We start from the raw sequence: 15,074 nt of genomic DNA on the forward strand, positions 1-15,074 counted from the left end.
CGACCGGATGCCGGCCACGGCGACTTGACGGTCTTCCGCCTGCGGTTCTTCGGGCGTTGCCCGATGCCGACGCCGCTCACGCCTTCAGCGTGGCCTTCCGGTTCCCCACGGCGAAGGGGCGCCCGGTGTGCCGGGCGCCCCTTCGGGCGTACGGGTCAGCTGGGGTCGGTCTCGATGACCGCGACCCGGTCCGTCCGGCTCATCAGCGCCTGGCGGAGAGCGCCGTAGACGTCCTGGGGGGTGACGGCGGTCTTCTCACCGCTGGCACGGGTGATGAGGACTCCGTCGAAGGCCTGGCCGTACAGGTCCTCCAGGGCCTTCAGGTCGGGCTTGTCGACGAGCTTGCCGTTCACGGCCGTCACGCGCAGGAACTTCCACAGCGACTTCTCCGGGCTCATCGGGACCGAGTGCGCCGGGTCGGTCTGCACGGTCACCTTGCCCGACATGGCCGGTTCGGCGAACTCCTTCATCATCCGGTCGACCTCGGCATCGGACACCGTCGGCTGCCGGGTGGTGGTCGGGACGTTCACCGGAGCGGCGGTTCCGGTCTCCACCTGGGTGCGGTACGCCTTCCGCACCGCCTCGGTCGACCTGGCGACGTCGATGCCCTTGCCCGGCTTGCCGTACACCGGGACGGCCTTGCCGGACTCGAACCTGATCGTGCCCTCGGTCACCGAGCCGGCGCCTTTGGCCGCGCTCCGCAGGGCGGCGTGCAGCTTCTCCTCGTCGACGGGCATCACCGGGTCGACGACGCGGTGCTGTCCGAAGAGGGAGCCGATCACGGAGACCGGGTTGTAGTCGCTCGTCGCCGCCGCGCTGGCCGTGGCCTGCGTGTCGAGCTGCAGTCCCGCCTGGTCCGGCCTGAGGGAGACGGTCTCGCCGTCCACCGAGAGCTTGAGCGGTTCGCCCGCGCGGGCGCCGAGGGCGTCGTCCAGCTTCTCGACGGCGTCGTCGCGGGTGCCGCCGCCGATGTCGACGCCGAGCACGGTGGTGCCCTTGGGCACGTCGGAGTGGTTCATCAGCAGGCCGGCACCGTAGGCGCCGCCGGCGACGACGATCAGACCGCCGACGACCAGGGGGAGCTTCCCGCGCCCCTTCTTCTTCGCCGGCCCGGCGGAGCCCGCCGGAGGCGCGGGGGCGGGGGCGGGCGCCTTCGGGGGCGTGTGGGGGCGCGGTCCGCCGGGGGGCGTGCCGCGGTCGCCGGGCACGACGGGGATGCCGCTGGTGACGGTGTTCCCGGAGACGTTGTCCGGGGTGCCGCGGCGGGGGGTGCCGCCGGGCGGCCGTGGGGCCGGCTTCTGCGGGGTGAGGATCGCGGTGTCGTCGCTCATCCCGCCACCGGGGCCGAGCCGTGCGGTGTCGGTGCCGGGGGTGTGCGGGCCGGTGAGGCCGCCGGGGCCGCCGGATTCGCGCGGGGCGGCGGGTACGGGGCCGCGCTGTCCGCCGGGCGTGCCGGGGCCGCCGGGCCGTCCGGCGGTGGCCGGTCCGCCGGAGGACGGCACCGGGGGGCCGTCGCCGGTGACCGGTCCGGTCGTCGGTCCGGCGGGCGCCCGGGGAACGCCGTGGGCGGCCCGGCCGCTCAGGTCGGGGTGCCCGGCGTGGCCGTCGCGCTCGTCCGCGGTCGCGCCGTGCCCGTGGTCCGGGGCGTACGGCAGGCCGTCGCGGCCCTGCTCGGCGGTGCCGTCGGCGCCCGGGCGCTTGCCGCTGCCGCCCAGCGGGCCCGCCGCCAGTGCCTCGGTGACGTCGAAGGAACCGGTGCCGCCGCCGTGTCCGGGCGCCACGGGGCCGCCGGTCGCGCCGGGCAGGCCGGCGCCTTTGGCGGAGCCGGGCCGGGAACCTCCCAGGGCGTTCATGGCACCGGCCACGCCACTGGGCCGGCCGCTTCCGCCGCCCGGCCGCGCCCCGCCGGCCGCACCGGCACCGGACGGTGCCGCTCCCCGGGCCGGACCCGCGCCCGGACCCGCCGGACCGGCACCGGGCGTGCCCGAGCCGCCGGCCGCCGCTCCCGAACCGGTCGGCAGACCCGCGCCGTTGGTGGAACCACTGCCCTGACCGCCCTTGCCCGACGCCGGCTTGCGGGGCGCGAACCAGTCGCTGGTCGGCTTCTCCTCGGCCGGGCCGGCGGACACGGCGGGGGCCTCGGCGGTGTCCGTGGAGGCGGTCGCGTCCGGGGCGGGGTGCTCGGCCGCCTCCGGGGCGGCGGCGTCGCTCTCGCCGTCCGCGACGGTCTTGCGCACGACGACCGGCGGGATGGGCCGCGATCCGGGGATGTTGATCCGGATCCGGGTCGTCAGCGTCGTCTCGGTCTTGCGCTCCTCCGGCCGCGCGGCCGAACGGTCCGCGTCCGCACCGGCGCCGGAAGCCACGGGGGTCCCGTAGGGCGGGGTGCCCGACGGATACGCGGCTCCACCGCGCCCGTGGGGCCCGGAGGACGGACTGTCAGTTTCACGACTCAAGGCAGGTTCTCCCGGTTGGCTCCGCCGCCCGGCACACCAGAAAACGGGCGGCTCGGCGGCGCGCACCACCATACTGGCCACTTCTCGCGCGCATTCCACGACCGCAGGGGAAACCCGCACCGGACCCGCACGTCCGTGCTATGGCGAAGTGGGACGTCACTTCCCAAGTCGGACGGGGCCGCCGTCCGGTTGCCGCACCGGCCCGAGGGTGGCACAGATCACAGCCACGCCGATGCCGCCGAGCAGGAAGAGATAGGAACCGGTGCCCGCCGCGAAGACGAAGTCCCCCTCCGGCCGGCTGGCGGTGAGCAGCAGCACGGCGACCGCCCAGCCGACGGCGGGAGCGACGGCCCCGCCGCGGCGGCCCGCGGCCCGTCCGGCGCCCAGGCACAGCCCCGCCTCTGCGGCCAGCGCGAGGAGCAGTCCGCCGGGGAACCAGGCCGGCTGGACGAGCGCCCCGGCGACGCCGACGACCGCGCCGAGGACGAAGAGCCCCAGGTAGAGGGCGGCCCGCCCGGCGGAGGGCGGGCGCAGCGGCTGGGCGAGCAGGGAGGTGCCACCGGTGCCGCCGGTGCCCGCGGCGCGGTCGGTCACGGCGCCTCCCCGATCCCGGCGAAGAGATCGCTCTCGCGTCCGTCGCCGCTCCGCTCGCCGCGCACCAGTTCGTAGTACTCGGTGGTGAACAGGGGCTGCGCCAGCTCGTTGGAGAGCGCGAAGTACGGCTCGGCCACCTCGATCTGGGTGGCGTGGGCGCGCATCGCGGCGGCCTTGGCGGCGGCGTACGGGGTGCCCTCGGCGCGGATCTCGGTGGTGATCCGCTCGTCGTCCACGATCCCCGGCACGTCCTCGACGCCGGCCGCCTTCTCGAACGCCAGGCCGGGCAGCTCGGCGCGGAGCCGGGCGAAGGCGTCCTCGGCGACGGTGCGCGGCACGCGGTTCCAGTAGACCTTGGCGACGGGGCAGCCCGCCTCGTCCGCGAGCTCGACGGCGCGCATGGCGATGCGGTGGGCCTGGATGTGGTCGGGGTGGCCGTAGCCGCCGTCGGGGTCGTAGGTGACGAGGACCTGGGGGCGCACCTCGCGGATCACCTCGACGAGGAGGGCGGCGGCCCGGTCCACGTCGGCCTGCCAGAGGCAGCCGGGGTCGTCGTTGTCGGCGAGGCCCATCATCCCTGAGTCGGCGTACCTGCCGGGGCCGCCGAGCAGCCGGAAGTCCGTCACGCCGAGTGCGCGCATCGCCTCCGCCAGCTCGCCCCTGCGGTGCCCGCCCAGGGCGGGGCCGGTCAGGTGGGCGAGTCCGGGCGGGATGACCTCGCCCCGCTCGCCGAGGGTGCAGGTCACCAGCGTCACATGGGCGCCCTCGGCCGCGTACCTGGCCATGGTGGCGCCGTTGTTGATCGACTCGTCGTCCGGGTGCGCGTGCACCAGCAGCAGACGCCGGGAGGGCAGTTCCGTCATGGGTCCACCCTATGAGGCCGCGCGCTCGCCCCTGTCACGCGGGAGACCCTCCGTGTCGCCGCCGGGGCCGGGACCCGGCCCGTTCCGGTGCCGGAGGGCGTGGGCCTCTCCCGGACGGCGTCCGCCCCGCGCAGGGCCGCTCCGCAGCCCCATCAAGGTCTCCACGGGATAATCCGTCACGGATCGACTTGCCCTACGCTGGCGGACATGACAGCCATGACCCCCTCGCGCACCGCGCCGGACCTGTCGTTCCTCCTCGACCACACCAGCCATGTCCTGCGGAGCAGGATGGCCGCCGCCCTCGCCGAGATCGGCCTGACCACCCGCATGCACTGCGTGCTCGTGCACGCCCTGGAGGAGGAGCGCACCCAGATCCAGCTCGCCGAGATCGGCGACATGGACAAGACCACGATGGTGGTGACGGTGGACGCCCTGGAGAAGGCGGGCCTGGCCGAGCGCCGCCCCTCCCGCACCGACCGGCGGGCCCGGATCATCGCCGTCACCGAGGAGGGCGCCCGCGTCGCCGGCCGGAGCCAGGAGATCGTCGACCGTGTCCACCGCGAAGCCCTGGCCACGCTCCCCGAAGGGGACGCGGAAGCCCTCCTGCGGATCCTCGGCCGCCTGGCCGAGGACGGCCTGGCGACCCCCGCCGAAGCCCCGCGCACGGCCCGCCGGGCACGCCAGCCGAAGTAGGCCCGACAAAGATAGTCTGCAACGGAACAATCTGCTACGGTCTCTCCTGTCGCCCGACTGACAGGAGAGCGCATGTCTGCCGTATCCGGCTCCGCGCCGTCGCCCGCTCTTTCCACCGACCCCGCCGGCCCCACCGGCCCCGCCGGCCCCGTCGGCCCGCGCAGGCGCCGGCTCGCTCTCGGAGTCATCGCCACCGGGATGCTGATGACCGTCCTGGACGGATCCATCGTGACCGTGGCGATGCCGGCCATCCAGAACGACCTGGACTTCACCCCCGCCGGCCTCAGCTGGGTCGTCAACGCCTACCTCATCGCGTTCGGCAGCCTGCTCCTGCTGGCCGGCCGGCTCGGCGATCTGATCGGCCGCAGGCGCGTGTTCCTGGCCGGCGTCGCCGTCTTCACCGCCGCCTCGCTGCTGGCCGGCGCGGCCGCCTCACCCGCCGCGCTGATCGCCGCCCGCTTTCTCCAGGGCGTCGGCAGCGCGCTGGCCTCCGCCGTCAGCCTGGGCATTCTCGTGACGCTGTTCACCGAACCCCGGGAGCGCGCCAGGGCCATCGCCGTGTTCAGCTTCACCGGCGCGGCGGGCGCGTCCCTCGGACAGGTCCTCGGCGGGGTCCTCACCGACGTGCTCACCTGGCACTGGATCTTCCTCATCAACCTGCCGATCGGCATCGCGGCCCTCGTGGTCGCCGTCCGCGTCCTGCCCCGCGACCGCGGCCTCGGCCTCGGGGCGGGCGCGGACGTCCTCGGCGCGCTCCTGGTCACCGCCGGCCTGATGCTCGGCATCTACACCGTCGTCGAGGCCGAGGAACACGGCTGGGCATCGGGGCACACCCTCGGACTCGGCGCCCTGGCCGCCGTACTGATCGCCGCGTTCCTCGGGCGTCAGGCCACCGCGAGGAACCCGCTCATGCCGCTGAGGGTCTTCCGCTCACGCAGCGTCTCCGGCGCCAACCTTGTCCAGTTCCTGATGGTCGCCGCGCTCTTCTCCTTCCAGATCCTCGTCGCCCTCTACCTCCAGAAGGTGCTCGGATACGGTGCCACCGGGACGGGTCTCGCGATGCTCCCGGCAGCCGTCGTGATCGGCGCGGTCTCCCTGGGAGTCTCGGCCCGCCTCAACGCCCGCTTCGGTGAGCGCAACGTCCTGCTGGCGGGCATCGTGCTCCTCGTCGGCGTCCTCGGCCTCCTCACCCGGCTCCCCGTCCGGGCCGATTACGCCGTCGACCTCCTCCCGGTCATGCTGCTCGCCGCGGGTTTCGGCCTCGCGCTGCCGGCGCTGACCGCGCTCGGCATGTCCGGCGCGAGCGAGGAGGACGCCGGTCTCGTGTCCGGCCTGTTCAACACCACCCAGCAGATCGGCATGGCCCTGGGCGTCGCGGTCCTGTCCACTCTGGCCGCCTCCCGCACCGAGAGGCTGACGGCGGACGGCCGGACGGCCGCCGAGGCGCTGACCGGCGGCTACCACCTCGCCTTCGCGGTCGGCGCGGGTCTTCTGATCACCGCGTTCGCCGTCGCCTTCACCACGCTGCGCGGCCGCTCCGCTGCCGTGTGACCCGTCCTCCCGTTCCGCACCGACCGCAGAAAGGCCGATCCCCATGAGCGAGAACACCTCCACCGGAACCCCCGCGGGCACCACCAGGAACGACGGCCCGGCCCCCCGGGCGCTCACCGACCGGGAACTCTCCGAGCTGCTGGCCCGGCAGCGGTTCGGCGTACTCGCGAGCGTCAGGAGCAGCGGGCACCCGCATCTGTCGACCGTCCTCTACGACTGGGACGCCGAGGAGCGCGTCCTGCGCATCTCCTCCACCGCCGACCGTCTCAAGGTCCGTCGGCTGCGCCGTGACCCGCACGCCTCACTGCACGTCAGCGGTCCGGACGTCTGGTCGTTCGCCGTGGCGGAGGGCGAGGCGGAGATCGTGGACCCGGCCGACGGGGCGGCCCCCGGCGAGCAGCCGCTGCCCGACCGCCGCGTGGTGATCCTCCTCAGGGTCTCCCGGCTGTACGGGACCGCCCTGGACGTCGCCGCCCAGGACTGAGCCGAGGAAGAACGACCGCCGCCCGCCGGCCCTCCGACGGACGCGGTGTCAGAACTTGATGCTTCCGATCATCCCCGCGATGTTCGTCGTCACCTCGCTGATCGTGGGCGCGATGGTCGAGGAGGCCAGGTAGAAGCCGAGCAGCACGCAGACGACCGCGTGCCCCGCTTTCAGACCTGACTTCCTGACCAGCAGGAAGACGATGATCGCCAGCAGCACCACCGCCGAGATCGAGAGTGCCACGGCGGCTCACCTCCAAAGAACCCAGGGACACGGGAAGGTCGGACGCGGTCGGACTATCGGAACGCTTCGGGAACACAGGAGCAGATAAATCCGCGCAGCGGGCACCCAGTTGTTACCCACCATGCGCCAGTGATCATAACTATCCACACGCGCGCATCGATCGGCGCACAGCCGCACAAGGGGGCGCATGGCCAATATGGTCAGGGCATGACGACCGAGCCCGACTCCTTCCCCCAACGGCACGCCCGCACCCAGCGTTTCACGCTCGGCGCGCCGCGTTCGTTCACCGTGGCGCCCGACGGTTCACGGGTCGCCTTCCTGCGCTCCGGCTCCGGTACGGACCGGGCCAACGCGCTCTGGGTCCTCGACGTCGCGGACGGCGAGGAGCGCCTCGCGGCCGACCCGCGCGCCCTCCTGGGCGGCGCCGAGGAACGCCTGTCGCCCGAGGAGCGGGCACGGCGCGAACGCAGCCGCGAGGGCGGGGCCGGCATCGTCGGCCACGCCACCGACGCGGCCGTCGAACTGGCCGCCTTCGCCCTGTCGGGGCGGCTGTTCACGGCCGAGCTGCGGGCCGGGACAGCCCGTGAACTGCCCGTCCCCGGGCCGGTGATCGACCCGCGCCCCTCCCCCGACGGCCGGCACATCGCCTACGTCGCCCGGGGTGCCCTGCGGGTCGTGGGCGCCGAGGGCGACGGGGACAGGGCGCTGGCCGAGCCGGACGCCGAGGGCGTCACGTACGGGCTGGCCGAGTTCGTCGCCGCCGAGGAGATGGGGCGGACGCGGGGTTTCTGGTGGGGTCCGGAGTCCGACCGGCTGCTGGTGGCGCGGGTGGACGACACGCCGGTGCAGCGCTGGTGGATCGCCGACCCCGCCCACCCCGGACGTGACCCACGCCACGTTCCGTACCCGGCGGCGGGCACCGCCAACGCGGACGTACGGCTGTTCGCGGTCGGCCTGGACGGGGGGCGCACGGAGGTCCTCTGGGACCGGGCGCGGTATCCGTACCTGGCGCGGGTGCACTGGTCAGGGGCGGGTGCGCCGCTGCTCCTCGTACAGGCGCGCGACCAGCGCAGCCAGTTGTTCCTGGCGGTGGACACCGAGTCGGGGGCGACCCGGATGGTGCACGCGGACGAGGATCCGGATTGGCTGGAACTCTTCCCCGGTGTGCCCTGCTGGAGTCCCTCCGGACAGCTCGTGCGGATCGCCGACGAGGGCGGGGCACGGGTGCTGGCGGTCGGTGACCGGGCGCTGACCGGAGCGCAGCTGCACCTGCGCGCGGTGCTGGACGTCTCCGCCGACGACGTGCTGGTCTCCGCGTCGGCGGGCGAGGAGGCGGCCGACGCGGAGACCGGTGAGATCCACGTCTACCGGGTGAACGAACTCGGTGTGGAACGCGTCTCGCAGGAGCCCGGCGTGCACTCGGCGGTGCGCGCCGGGGGCGTGACCGTTCTGGTCTCCGCGACGCTCGACCGGCCGGGGGCACGGGTGCGGGTCCTGCGGGACGGGAAGCTGGTGGCGACCGTCGCGTCGCATGCGGAACGTCCCGGTCTGTCCCCGCGCGTGACCCTCACCCGAGGGGGCGCACGCCGTATCCCGTGCGCCGTGCTTATGCCGACGGACTACCACGGTGACACCTCGCTCCCGGTGCTGCTCGACCCCTATGGCGGTCCGCACGGCCAGCGCGTGGTGGCCGCCCACAACGCGCACCTCACCTCCCAGTGGTTCGCCGACCAGGGTTTCGCCGTGATCGTCGCCGACGGCCGCGGCACCCCTGGGCACTCGCCCGCCTGGGAGAAGGCCGTCAAGGACGACCTGGCCGCCGTCGTGCTCCAGGACCAGGTCGACGCCCTCCAGGCCCTCGCCGGGGACTTCCCGCTCGACCTGGGCCGGGTGGCCGTCCGGGGCTGGTCCTTCGGCGGCTATCTGGCGGCGCTGGCGGTGCTGCGCCGGCCGGACGTCTTCCACGCGGCGGTCGTCGGCGCCCCGGTCACCGACCTGCGGCTCTACGACACGCACTATCAGGAGCGGTACCTGGGCCGGCCCGACGAGCAGCCGGAGGTCTACCGCCGCAACTCGCTGATCGACGACGCGGGCCTGGTGGACGCGGCCGAGCCGCACCGCCCGATGATGATCATCCATGGGCTGGCGGACGACAACGTGGTGGTCGCCCACTCCCTGCGCCTGTCCTCGGCCCTGCTGGCGGCCGGCCGCCCGCACGAGGTGCTGCCCCTGTCCGGCGTCACGCACATGACGCCGCAGGAGTCGGTCGCCGAGAACCTGCTGCGGCTCCAGGTGGACTTCCTGAAGCGGTCGCTGTCCTGAGGCCTGCCGTACGGGTCAACAGCCTTAACACGCGGGCAACTCCGCGGAAGCGGCCCGGACACGCAAACGCCCGATGCTGGACGACGTACGGCCGTGCGGGTGCCGTGAGCGGGCCGGGGTGCGCCATGTCACCCCGGCCCGTCCCCCTGTCCGCCCGCGCTCCCGCTGTCCTCCCGGTGCGCGCCGCGCGGGTGCCGCGGGCCGGGTTCCTCGTGCGGCACCACCTGTTTCTCCTCCGCGAAGTGGCACGCCGAGTCGTGCGCGGCGGGGCCGGAGGTGTCCCGGAACCCGGCCGGCACCGCCAGCGCCGGCACCTCCAGCGCGCACCGCTCCCGCGCCTTCCAGCAGCGGGTGCGGAAGCGGCAGCCCGAGGGGATGTCGGCCGGGGAGGGCACGTCACCGGTCAGGATGATCCGCTCGCGGTGTTCCCGGGCCTCCGGGTCGGGCACGGGGACGGCGGACAGCAGCGCCTGGGTGTAGGGGTGCGTGGGGTGGTCGTAGATCTCGGTGTCGCGGCCCGTCTCCACGATGCGGCCGAGGTACATCACCCCGATCCGGTCCGAGATGTGGCGGACGATGGACAGGTCGTGGGCGATGAAGACGTAGGAGAGGTCGAACTCGTCCTGGAGGCGGCCCATCAGGTTGATGACCTGGGCCTGGACGGACACGTCGAGGGCGGAGACCGGCTCGTCGGCGACGATGATCTCCGGGCGCAGGGCGAGTCCGCGGGCGATGCCGATGCGCTGGCGCTGGCCGCCGGAGAACTGGTGGGGGTAGCGGTTGATGTACTCCGGGTTGAGGCCGACCACGTCCAGCAGGTGCTGGACCCTTCTGCGCCGGTCCCCCTTGGGGGCCACCTCGGGGTGGATGTCGTAGGCCTCCCCGATGATGTCGCCGACCGTCATGCGGGGGTTGAGGGAGGTGTAGGGGTCCTGGAAGACCATCTGGATGTTGCGGCGTACGGCTTTCAGGGCCCGGCCCGACAGGCGGGTGATGTCCTCGCCCTTGTAACGGATCTCGCCGGCCGTCGGCCGCTCCAGGTTGACCAGCATCCTGGCGACCGTGGACTTGCCGCAGCCGGACTCGCCGACGATGCCGAGGGTCTCGCCGCGGGCCAGGTCGAAGTCGACGCCGTCGACCGCCTTGACGGCGCCGACCTGCTTCCTGAAGAGGATGCCGGAGGTCAGCGGGTAGTGCTTGACCAGCCCTCTGACCTGAAGGATCGGCTCAGCCATGCAGGCACTCCCTCCAGAAGTGGCAGGCGCTGCCCCGCTCCGCGCCGGACTCCGTCACCTCGTACAGGGGCGGCACGTCGGTGCGGCAGACGTCCCGGGCCATCGGGCAGCGGGGGTGGAAGGCGCAGCCGGGCGGGATGCGGGTGAGGTTGGGCGGCAGGCCCTTGATGGCGTAGAGCTCCTGCCCCTTCTGGTCCAGACGCGGGATCGACTCCAGCAGGCCGCGGGTGTAGGGGTGGGCGGGGGCCTTGTAGATGTCGTGGACGGGGGCGGTCTCCACGATCCGGCCCGCGTACATGACGGCGATCCGGTCGGCGACGTCGGCGACCACGCCGAGGTCGTGGGTGATGAGGATCAGGCCCATGCCCAGTTCGCGCCGGAGTTCCGCGAGGAGGTCCATGACCTGGGCCTGGACGGTGACGTCGAGGGCGGTGGTCGGCTCGTCGGCGATGATCAGCTTGGGTTCGAGGGCCATCGCCATCGCGATCATGATGCGCTGGCGCATGCCGCCGGAGAACTGGTGCGGGTACTGCCGCACCCGCTCCTTCGCGGCCGGGATGCGGACCCGGTCCATGAGTTCGACGGCCTTGGCGCGGGCGTCCTTGCGGGACATGCCCCGGTGCACGGTGAACATCTCGCCGAGCTGGTCGCCGACGGTGAGGACCGGGTTCAGCGAGGACAGCGCGTCCTGGAAGATCATCGCCATCTCGGCGCCCCGGACCTTGCGGCGCTCCTCCTCCTTCAGCTTCAGCAGGTCCCGGCCCTCGAAGAGGACCTCCCCGCCGGTGATCCGGCCGGGCGGCGTGTCGAGGATGCCCATGACGGCCTGGGCGGTGACGGACTTGCCGGAGCCGGACTCGCCGAGGACGGCCAGGGTCTCGCCGGCGTCCACGCCGTAGCTGACGCCGTTGACGGCCTTGGCGATCCCGTCGCGGGTGCGGAACTCCACGTGCAGGTCGCGTACTTCGAGCAGCATGCGGCGGCTCACCTCAGCTTCGGGTCGAGGGCGTCGCGCACCGCGTCGCCGAGCATGATGAACGCGAGGACGGTGACGGCCAGCGCCCCGGAGGGCCACAGCAGGGCGTGCGGGGCGTTGCGTACGTAGGGGGCGGCGGCGGAGATGTCGATTCCCCAGGAGACGCTGGGCGGTTTGAGGCCGACGCCGAGGAAGGACAGCGTCGCCTCCAGGGAGATGTAGGTGCCGAGCGCGATGGTGGCCACGACGATGACGGGGGCGACGGCGTTGGGCGCGATGTGGCGCAGCAGGAGGCGGGAGTTGGAGGCGCCGAGGGCGCGGGCGGCCTGGACGTAGTCGTTCTGCTTGGCGGTGATGACGGAGCCGCGGGCGATGCGGGAGATCTGCGGCCAGCCGAGCAGCACGATGAAGCCGATGACCGGCCAGACGGTGTTGCTGGTGATGACGGAGAGCAGGACGAGGCCGCCCAGCACGACGGGGATGGCGAAGAAGACGTCGGTGATGCGGGACAGGACCGCGTCGCCCGCCCCGCCGAAGAAGCCGGCCAGGCCGCCGAGGACGCTGCCGAGGACGGCGACCCCGAGCGTGGCGAGGACGCCGACGGCGACCGAGGTGCGGGCGCCGTAGACGGTGCGGGTGTAGACGTCGCAGCCCTGGCCGTTGAAGCCGAAGGGGTGGCCGGCCTGGGAGCCCTCCTGGGCCTTGGCGAGGTCGCACTTGAGGGGGCTGCCGGAGGCGATCAGGGACGGCCAGAGGGAGATGACGATCAGGAAGAGGATGACCAGGGCCGAGACGATGAAGACCGGGTTGCGGCGCAGGTCGTGCCAGGCGTCGGACCACAGGCTGCGGGGCCTGTCCCGGGGGCCGGTGCCGTCGGGGCCCTCCGGAGGCTTCTCCAGGCTGACGGCCTCGCTGGCGCCGAGGTCCATCGTGCCGCCCATGCCGGTACCGGCGATGGCGCGTTCGGGTTCGTAGGGCTCCTGTTCAGGCATAGCGGATCCTCGGGTCGAGTACGGCGTACAGGAGGTCGACGACGAGGTTGGCGACCAGGAAGACCAGGACCAGGACGGTGACGAAGCCGACCACCGTCTGCGTGTTCTGGCGCAGGATGCCCTGGTAGAGCTGGTAGCCGACGCCGTGGATGTTGAAGATCCGCTCGGTGACGATGGCGCCGCCCATCAGGGCGCCGATGTCGGTGCCGATGAAGGTGACCACGGGGATGAGGGAGTTGCGCAGCAGGTGCCGTACGACGACCCGGCGGCGGGGCAGTCCCTTGGCGACGGCCGTGCGGACGTAGTCGGAGCGCCGGTTCTCGGCGATGGAGGTGCGGGTCAGCCGGGTCACGTAGGCGAGGGAGACGGAGGCGAGGACCAGGCCCGGGACGATCAGCTCGCCGAAGGGGGCCTCGGGGGAGACGGCCGGGCCGATCCAGCCCCACTTGACGCCGAGCAGGAGCTGGAGCAGCAGGCCGGTGACGAAGGTGGGGACGGAGATGACGACGAGGGTGAGCAGCAGCACCCCGGTGTCGACGGGGCGTCCGCGGCGCAGGCCGGTGACGACGCCGAGCGCGATGCCGATGACGATCTCGAAGACGACCGCGACGACGGTCAGCCGGACGGTGACCGGGAACGCCGTGCCCATCAGCTCGGTGACCGGCCGGCCGTTGAAGGCGGTGCCGAAGTCGCCGGTGAAGACGTTGCCCATGTAGGTGGCGTACTGCCGCCACACGGGCTGGTCGAGGCCGAACTCGTGCCGCAGCCGGGCCGCGGTCGCCGGGTCGCACTCCCGGTCGCCGCACAGGCCGGCGACGGGGTCGCCCATCACGTTGACCATCAGGAAGATCAGCAGCGTGGCCCCGATGAAGACCGGGATCATCTGGAGCAGCCGCCGGACGACGTACCGTCCCATGGCGCCTCCTCAGCCGACCTTGATCTCGTTGTAGACGGGGACGCTGAAGGGGTTGAGCTCGACGCCGGACAGCCGCTGCGAGTAGCCGGCGCTGCCGTTCTGGTACCAGAGCGGAATGGCGGCCATGTTGTCCCGGACGACCTCCTCGGCCTGCTGGAAGGCCTGGACGGCCTTGGCGGTGTCGGTCTCGCCGTTGGCCTTGTCGACGAGGTCGTCGAACTTCTTGTCGGACCACTTGCCGTCGTTGGAGGAGGCGCCCGTGTAGTAGAGCGGCTGGAGGAAGTTCTGGATGAGCGGGTAGTCCATCTGCCAGCCGGCGCGGAAGGGGCCGCTCATCTTCCGGTCGGTGATCTGGTTGCGGAAGTCCGCGAAGGTGCCGACGGGGTTGCCGACGCAGGCGCGGTCGTTGTCCAGGGCGTTGTTGATGGAGTTGCAGACCGCGTCGACCCACTGCTGGTGGGAGCCGGTGTCGGCGTTGTAGGTGATCCTGACCTGGCCGCCGGGCAGTCCGCCGCCCTCCCTGATCAGCTTCTTGGCCTCGTCGGGCTTGTACTCGCAGGCCTCGCCGCACAGGCCGGCCTTGTAGCCGCCGTCCTCGCCGAGCACGGGCGAGGTCCAGTCGGTGGCCGGGGTGCGGGTGTTGTGGAAGATCGTCTCGGTGATCTGCCTGCGGTCGATCGCCATGGACAGGCCCTTGCGGACCTTCTCCGCGCCGGGCTTGTTCCAGTTCTTGTCGTAGTAGGGGAAGGCGAGGGTCTGGAGGATGCCGGCCGGGGTGTTGATGTACCGGTCGCCGAGGTCGCTCCTGACGTTCTTGAGCTGGGCGGCGGGGACGTCGTCGACGAGGTCGAGGTTGCCGGCCATCAGGTCGGTGTAGGCGGTGTTGTTGTCGGTGTAGACCTTCAGGTCGACGCCGCCGTTCCGCGCCTTGTCGGGACCGGGGTACTGCTCCCACTTGCGCAGGGACATCTGGGAGCCGCGGGCGTAGGTGTCGACCTGGTACGGGCCGTTGCCGACCGGCTTCTTCAGCCAGCCGGCGTGGTCGTCGAAGAACGCCCTGGGCAGGGGGGCGAAGGCGGCGTAGCCGAGGGTGTCGGGGAAGCCGGAGAACTTCTGGCTGAGCCTGACGGTGAAGGTGCGCGGGCCGGTGACCTTCAGCCCGGAGAGCGTGTCGGCGCTCTGCTTGCCCCCGTCCTCGGGGTGCACCTTGTCGTAGCCGTCGATGTAGGCGAAGAAGTAGGCGTTGCGCTGGTTGTTCTTCAGGCTCGCGCCGTAGTTCCAGGCGTCGACGAAGGACCGGGCGGTCACCTTCTCGCCGTTGCTGAAGGTCCAGCCGTCCTTGACGGTGATGGTGTAGTTCTGCGAGTCCGACGTCTCGATCTTCTCGGCGAGCATGTCCTTCGCCTCGCCGGTCTTCGGGTCGTACTTCTTCAGCCCTCGGAAGATCATGTCCATGACCTTGCCGCCCTGCACCTCGTTGGTGTTGGCCGGCTCCAGCGGGTTCTGCGGGTCGCCCCAGGAGGAGCTGAGGACCGCGTCGCCGCCGCTCCCGCTGCCGCCGCCCCCGCAGGCCGTCGCCGCGAGGGCTGCCGCCACCGCGCATGCGGCCCGTCTGGCGTGTGTGGCTCCGCGCATGGAGTGCCTCCCGGTGCCTCGTCGCGTTCTCCGGCCTGCTCCAGCCAATATCGGCACAGGGCCGGTGCCCCGCACGTCTGCTCCCGCCGTCCGGGGAGATCCGCCCCCTCCCCC

13 protein-coding genes are annotated in these 15,074 nt (G+C 72.6%); 4 read left to right on the forward strand and 9 right to left on the reverse strand.

Going from position 1 to position 15,074, the window contains the following annotated elements; all coding sequences use genetic code 11:
- Positions 1–155: 155 nt before the first annotated feature.
- From ACFYOJ_RS03305 to mshB, 3 genes are all read right to left on the reverse strand, one after another.
- Positions 156–2,456, reverse strand: a complete 2,301-nt coding sequence (locus ACFYOJ_RS03305; protein ID WP_356550541.1) for a hypothetical protein — start codon at positions 2,454–2,456, stop codon at positions 156–158.
- Positions 2,457–2,612: 156 nt separating this feature from the next.
- Positions 2,613–3,050, reverse strand: coding sequence for a DUF6113 family protein (locus ACFYOJ_RS03310; protein ID WP_356550542.1), 438 nt, complete (start codon positions 3,048–3,050; stop codon positions 2,613–2,615).
- A complete protein-coding gene (gene mshB / locus ACFYOJ_RS03315) occupies positions 3,047–3,913 on the reverse strand; it encodes an N-acetyl-1-D-myo-inositol-2-amino-2-deoxy-alpha-D-glucopyranoside deacetylase (protein ID WP_356550544.1) in 867 nt (288 codons plus the stop codon). The genes ACFYOJ_RS03310 and mshB overlap by 4 nt, the downstream gene beginning before the upstream one ends.
- Positions 3,914–4,120: 207 nt before the next feature.
- On the opposite strand from mshB, the gene ACFYOJ_RS03320 reads away from it, so the two are divergent.
- The 3 genes from ACFYOJ_RS03320 to ACFYOJ_RS03330 all read left to right on the forward strand — a co-directional run bounded on the left by ACFYOJ_RS03320 (position 4,121) and on the right by ACFYOJ_RS03330 (position 6,641).
- On the forward strand, positions 4,121–4,606 hold the full coding sequence (locus ACFYOJ_RS03320; protein WP_356550546.1) for a MarR family winged helix-turn-helix transcriptional regulator: 486 nt from the start codon (positions 4,121–4,123) through the stop codon (positions 4,604–4,606).
- A 72-nt stretch (positions 4,607–4,678) separates the two neighbouring features.
- Complete coding sequence (locus tag ACFYOJ_RS03325; RefSeq protein WP_356550547.1) at positions 4,679–6,157, forward strand: DHA2 family efflux MFS transporter permease subunit; 1,479 nt, start codon at positions 4,679–4,681, stop codon at positions 6,155–6,157.
- Between the two features lie 43 nt (positions 6,158–6,200).
- Positions 6,201–6,641, forward strand: a complete 441-nt coding sequence (locus ACFYOJ_RS03330; protein WP_356550549.1) for a TIGR03618 family F420-dependent PPOX class oxidoreductase — start codon at positions 6,201–6,203, stop codon at positions 6,639–6,641.
- Between the two features lie 48 nt (positions 6,642–6,689).
- Here the strand turns inward: ACFYOJ_RS03330 and ACFYOJ_RS03335 are convergent, their stop codons facing one another.
- Complete coding sequence (locus tag ACFYOJ_RS03335) at positions 6,690–6,884, reverse strand: hypothetical protein (RefSeq protein ID WP_356550551.1); 195 nt, start codon at positions 6,882–6,884, stop codon at positions 6,690–6,692.
- Positions 6,885–7,091: 207 nt separating this feature from the next.
- Between ACFYOJ_RS03335 and ACFYOJ_RS03340 the strand changes: the two genes are divergently transcribed.
- On the forward strand, positions 7,092–9,206 hold the full coding sequence (locus ACFYOJ_RS03340) for a prolyl oligopeptidase family serine peptidase (RefSeq protein ID WP_356550553.1): 2,115 nt from the start codon (positions 7,092–7,094) through the stop codon (positions 9,204–9,206).
- A 128-nt stretch (positions 9,207–9,334) separates the two neighbouring features.
- On the opposite strand, the gene ACFYOJ_RS03345 is transcribed toward ACFYOJ_RS03340, so the two are convergent.
- The 5 genes from ACFYOJ_RS03345 to ACFYOJ_RS03365 are packed head-to-tail and all read right to left on the reverse strand — an operon-like array spanning position 9,335 to position 14,960.
- Positions 9,335–10,441 (reverse strand): dipeptide ABC transporter ATP-binding protein, encoded by a 1,107-nt coding sequence (locus tag ACFYOJ_RS03345; protein WP_356550555.1) that lies wholly within the window; start codon positions 10,439–10,441, stop codon positions 9,335–9,337.
- The gene (locus tag ACFYOJ_RS03350) at positions 10,434–11,417 is read right to left on the reverse strand and encodes an ABC transporter ATP-binding protein (protein ID WP_356550557.1); all 984 of its coding nucleotides are present in this window, start codon (positions 11,415–11,417) and stop codon (positions 10,434–10,436) included. The genes ACFYOJ_RS03345 and ACFYOJ_RS03350 overlap by 8 nt, the downstream gene beginning before the upstream one ends.
- 8 nt (positions 11,418–11,425) lie before the next feature.
- Complete coding sequence (locus tag ACFYOJ_RS03355; RefSeq protein WP_356550558.1) at positions 11,426–12,409, reverse strand: ABC transporter permease; 984 nt, start codon at positions 12,407–12,409, stop codon at positions 11,426–11,428.
- Entirely contained in the window at positions 12,402–13,325 is a 924-nt protein-coding gene (locus tag ACFYOJ_RS03360; RefSeq protein WP_356550560.1) for an ABC transporter permease, read from the reverse strand. The genes ACFYOJ_RS03355 and ACFYOJ_RS03360 overlap by 8 nt, the downstream gene beginning before the upstream one ends.
- A 9-nt stretch (positions 13,326–13,334) precedes the next feature.
- Positions 13,335–14,960 carry an ABC transporter substrate-binding protein gene (locus ACFYOJ_RS03365; protein WP_356550562.1) on the reverse strand — a complete coding sequence of 542 codons (1,626 nt, stop codon included), beginning with the start codon at positions 14,958–14,960 and terminating at the stop codon, positions 13,335–13,337.
- Positions 14,961–15,074: the final 114 nt, after the last annotated feature.

Origin of the sequence: Streptomyces sp. NPDC006384, from assembly GCF_042870695.1 — a bacterium.
Lineage (GTDB): Bacteria > Actinomycetota > Actinomycetes > Streptomycetales > Streptomycetaceae > Streptomyces.

Bases quoted from the DNA above. Each gene is read 5' to 3' on its own strand.
- mshB (WP_356550544.1), bottom strand. From the start codon at position 3,913: ATGACGGAACTGCCCTCCCGGCGTCTGCTGCTGGTGCACGCGCACCCG.
- ACFYOJ_RS03320 (WP_356550546.1), top strand. From the start codon at position 4,121: ATGACAGCCATGACCCCCTCGCGCACCGCGCCGGACCTGTCGTTCCTC.
- ACFYOJ_RS03325 (WP_356550547.1), top strand. From the start codon at position 4,679: ATGTCTGCCGTATCCGGCTCCGCGCCGTCGCCCGCTCTTTCCACCGAC.
- ACFYOJ_RS03330 (WP_356550549.1), top strand. From the start codon at position 6,201: ATGAGCGAGAACACCTCCACCGGAACCCCCGCGGGCACCACCAGGAAC.
- ACFYOJ_RS03340 (WP_356550553.1), top strand. From the start codon at position 7,092: ATGACGACCGAGCCCGACTCCTTCCCCCAACGGCACGCCCGCACCCAG.
- ACFYOJ_RS03345 (WP_356550555.1), bottom strand. From the start codon at position 10,441: ATGGCTGAGCCGATCCTTCAGGTCAGAGGGCTGGTCAAGCACTACCCG.
- ACFYOJ_RS03350 (WP_356550557.1), bottom strand. From the start codon at position 11,417: ATGCTGCTCGAAGTACGCGACCTGCACGTGGAGTTCCGCACCCGCGAC.
- ACFYOJ_RS03355 (WP_356550558.1), bottom strand. From the start codon at position 12,409: ATGCCTGAACAGGAGCCCTACGAACCCGAACGCGCCATCGCCGGTACC.
- ACFYOJ_RS03360 (WP_356550560.1), bottom strand. From the start codon at position 13,325: ATGGGACGGTACGTCGTCCGGCGGCTGCTCCAGATGATCCCGGTCTTC.
- ACFYOJ_RS03365 (WP_356550562.1), bottom strand. From the start codon at position 14,960: ATGCGCGGAGCCACACACGCCAGACGGGCCGCATGCGCGGTGGCGGCA.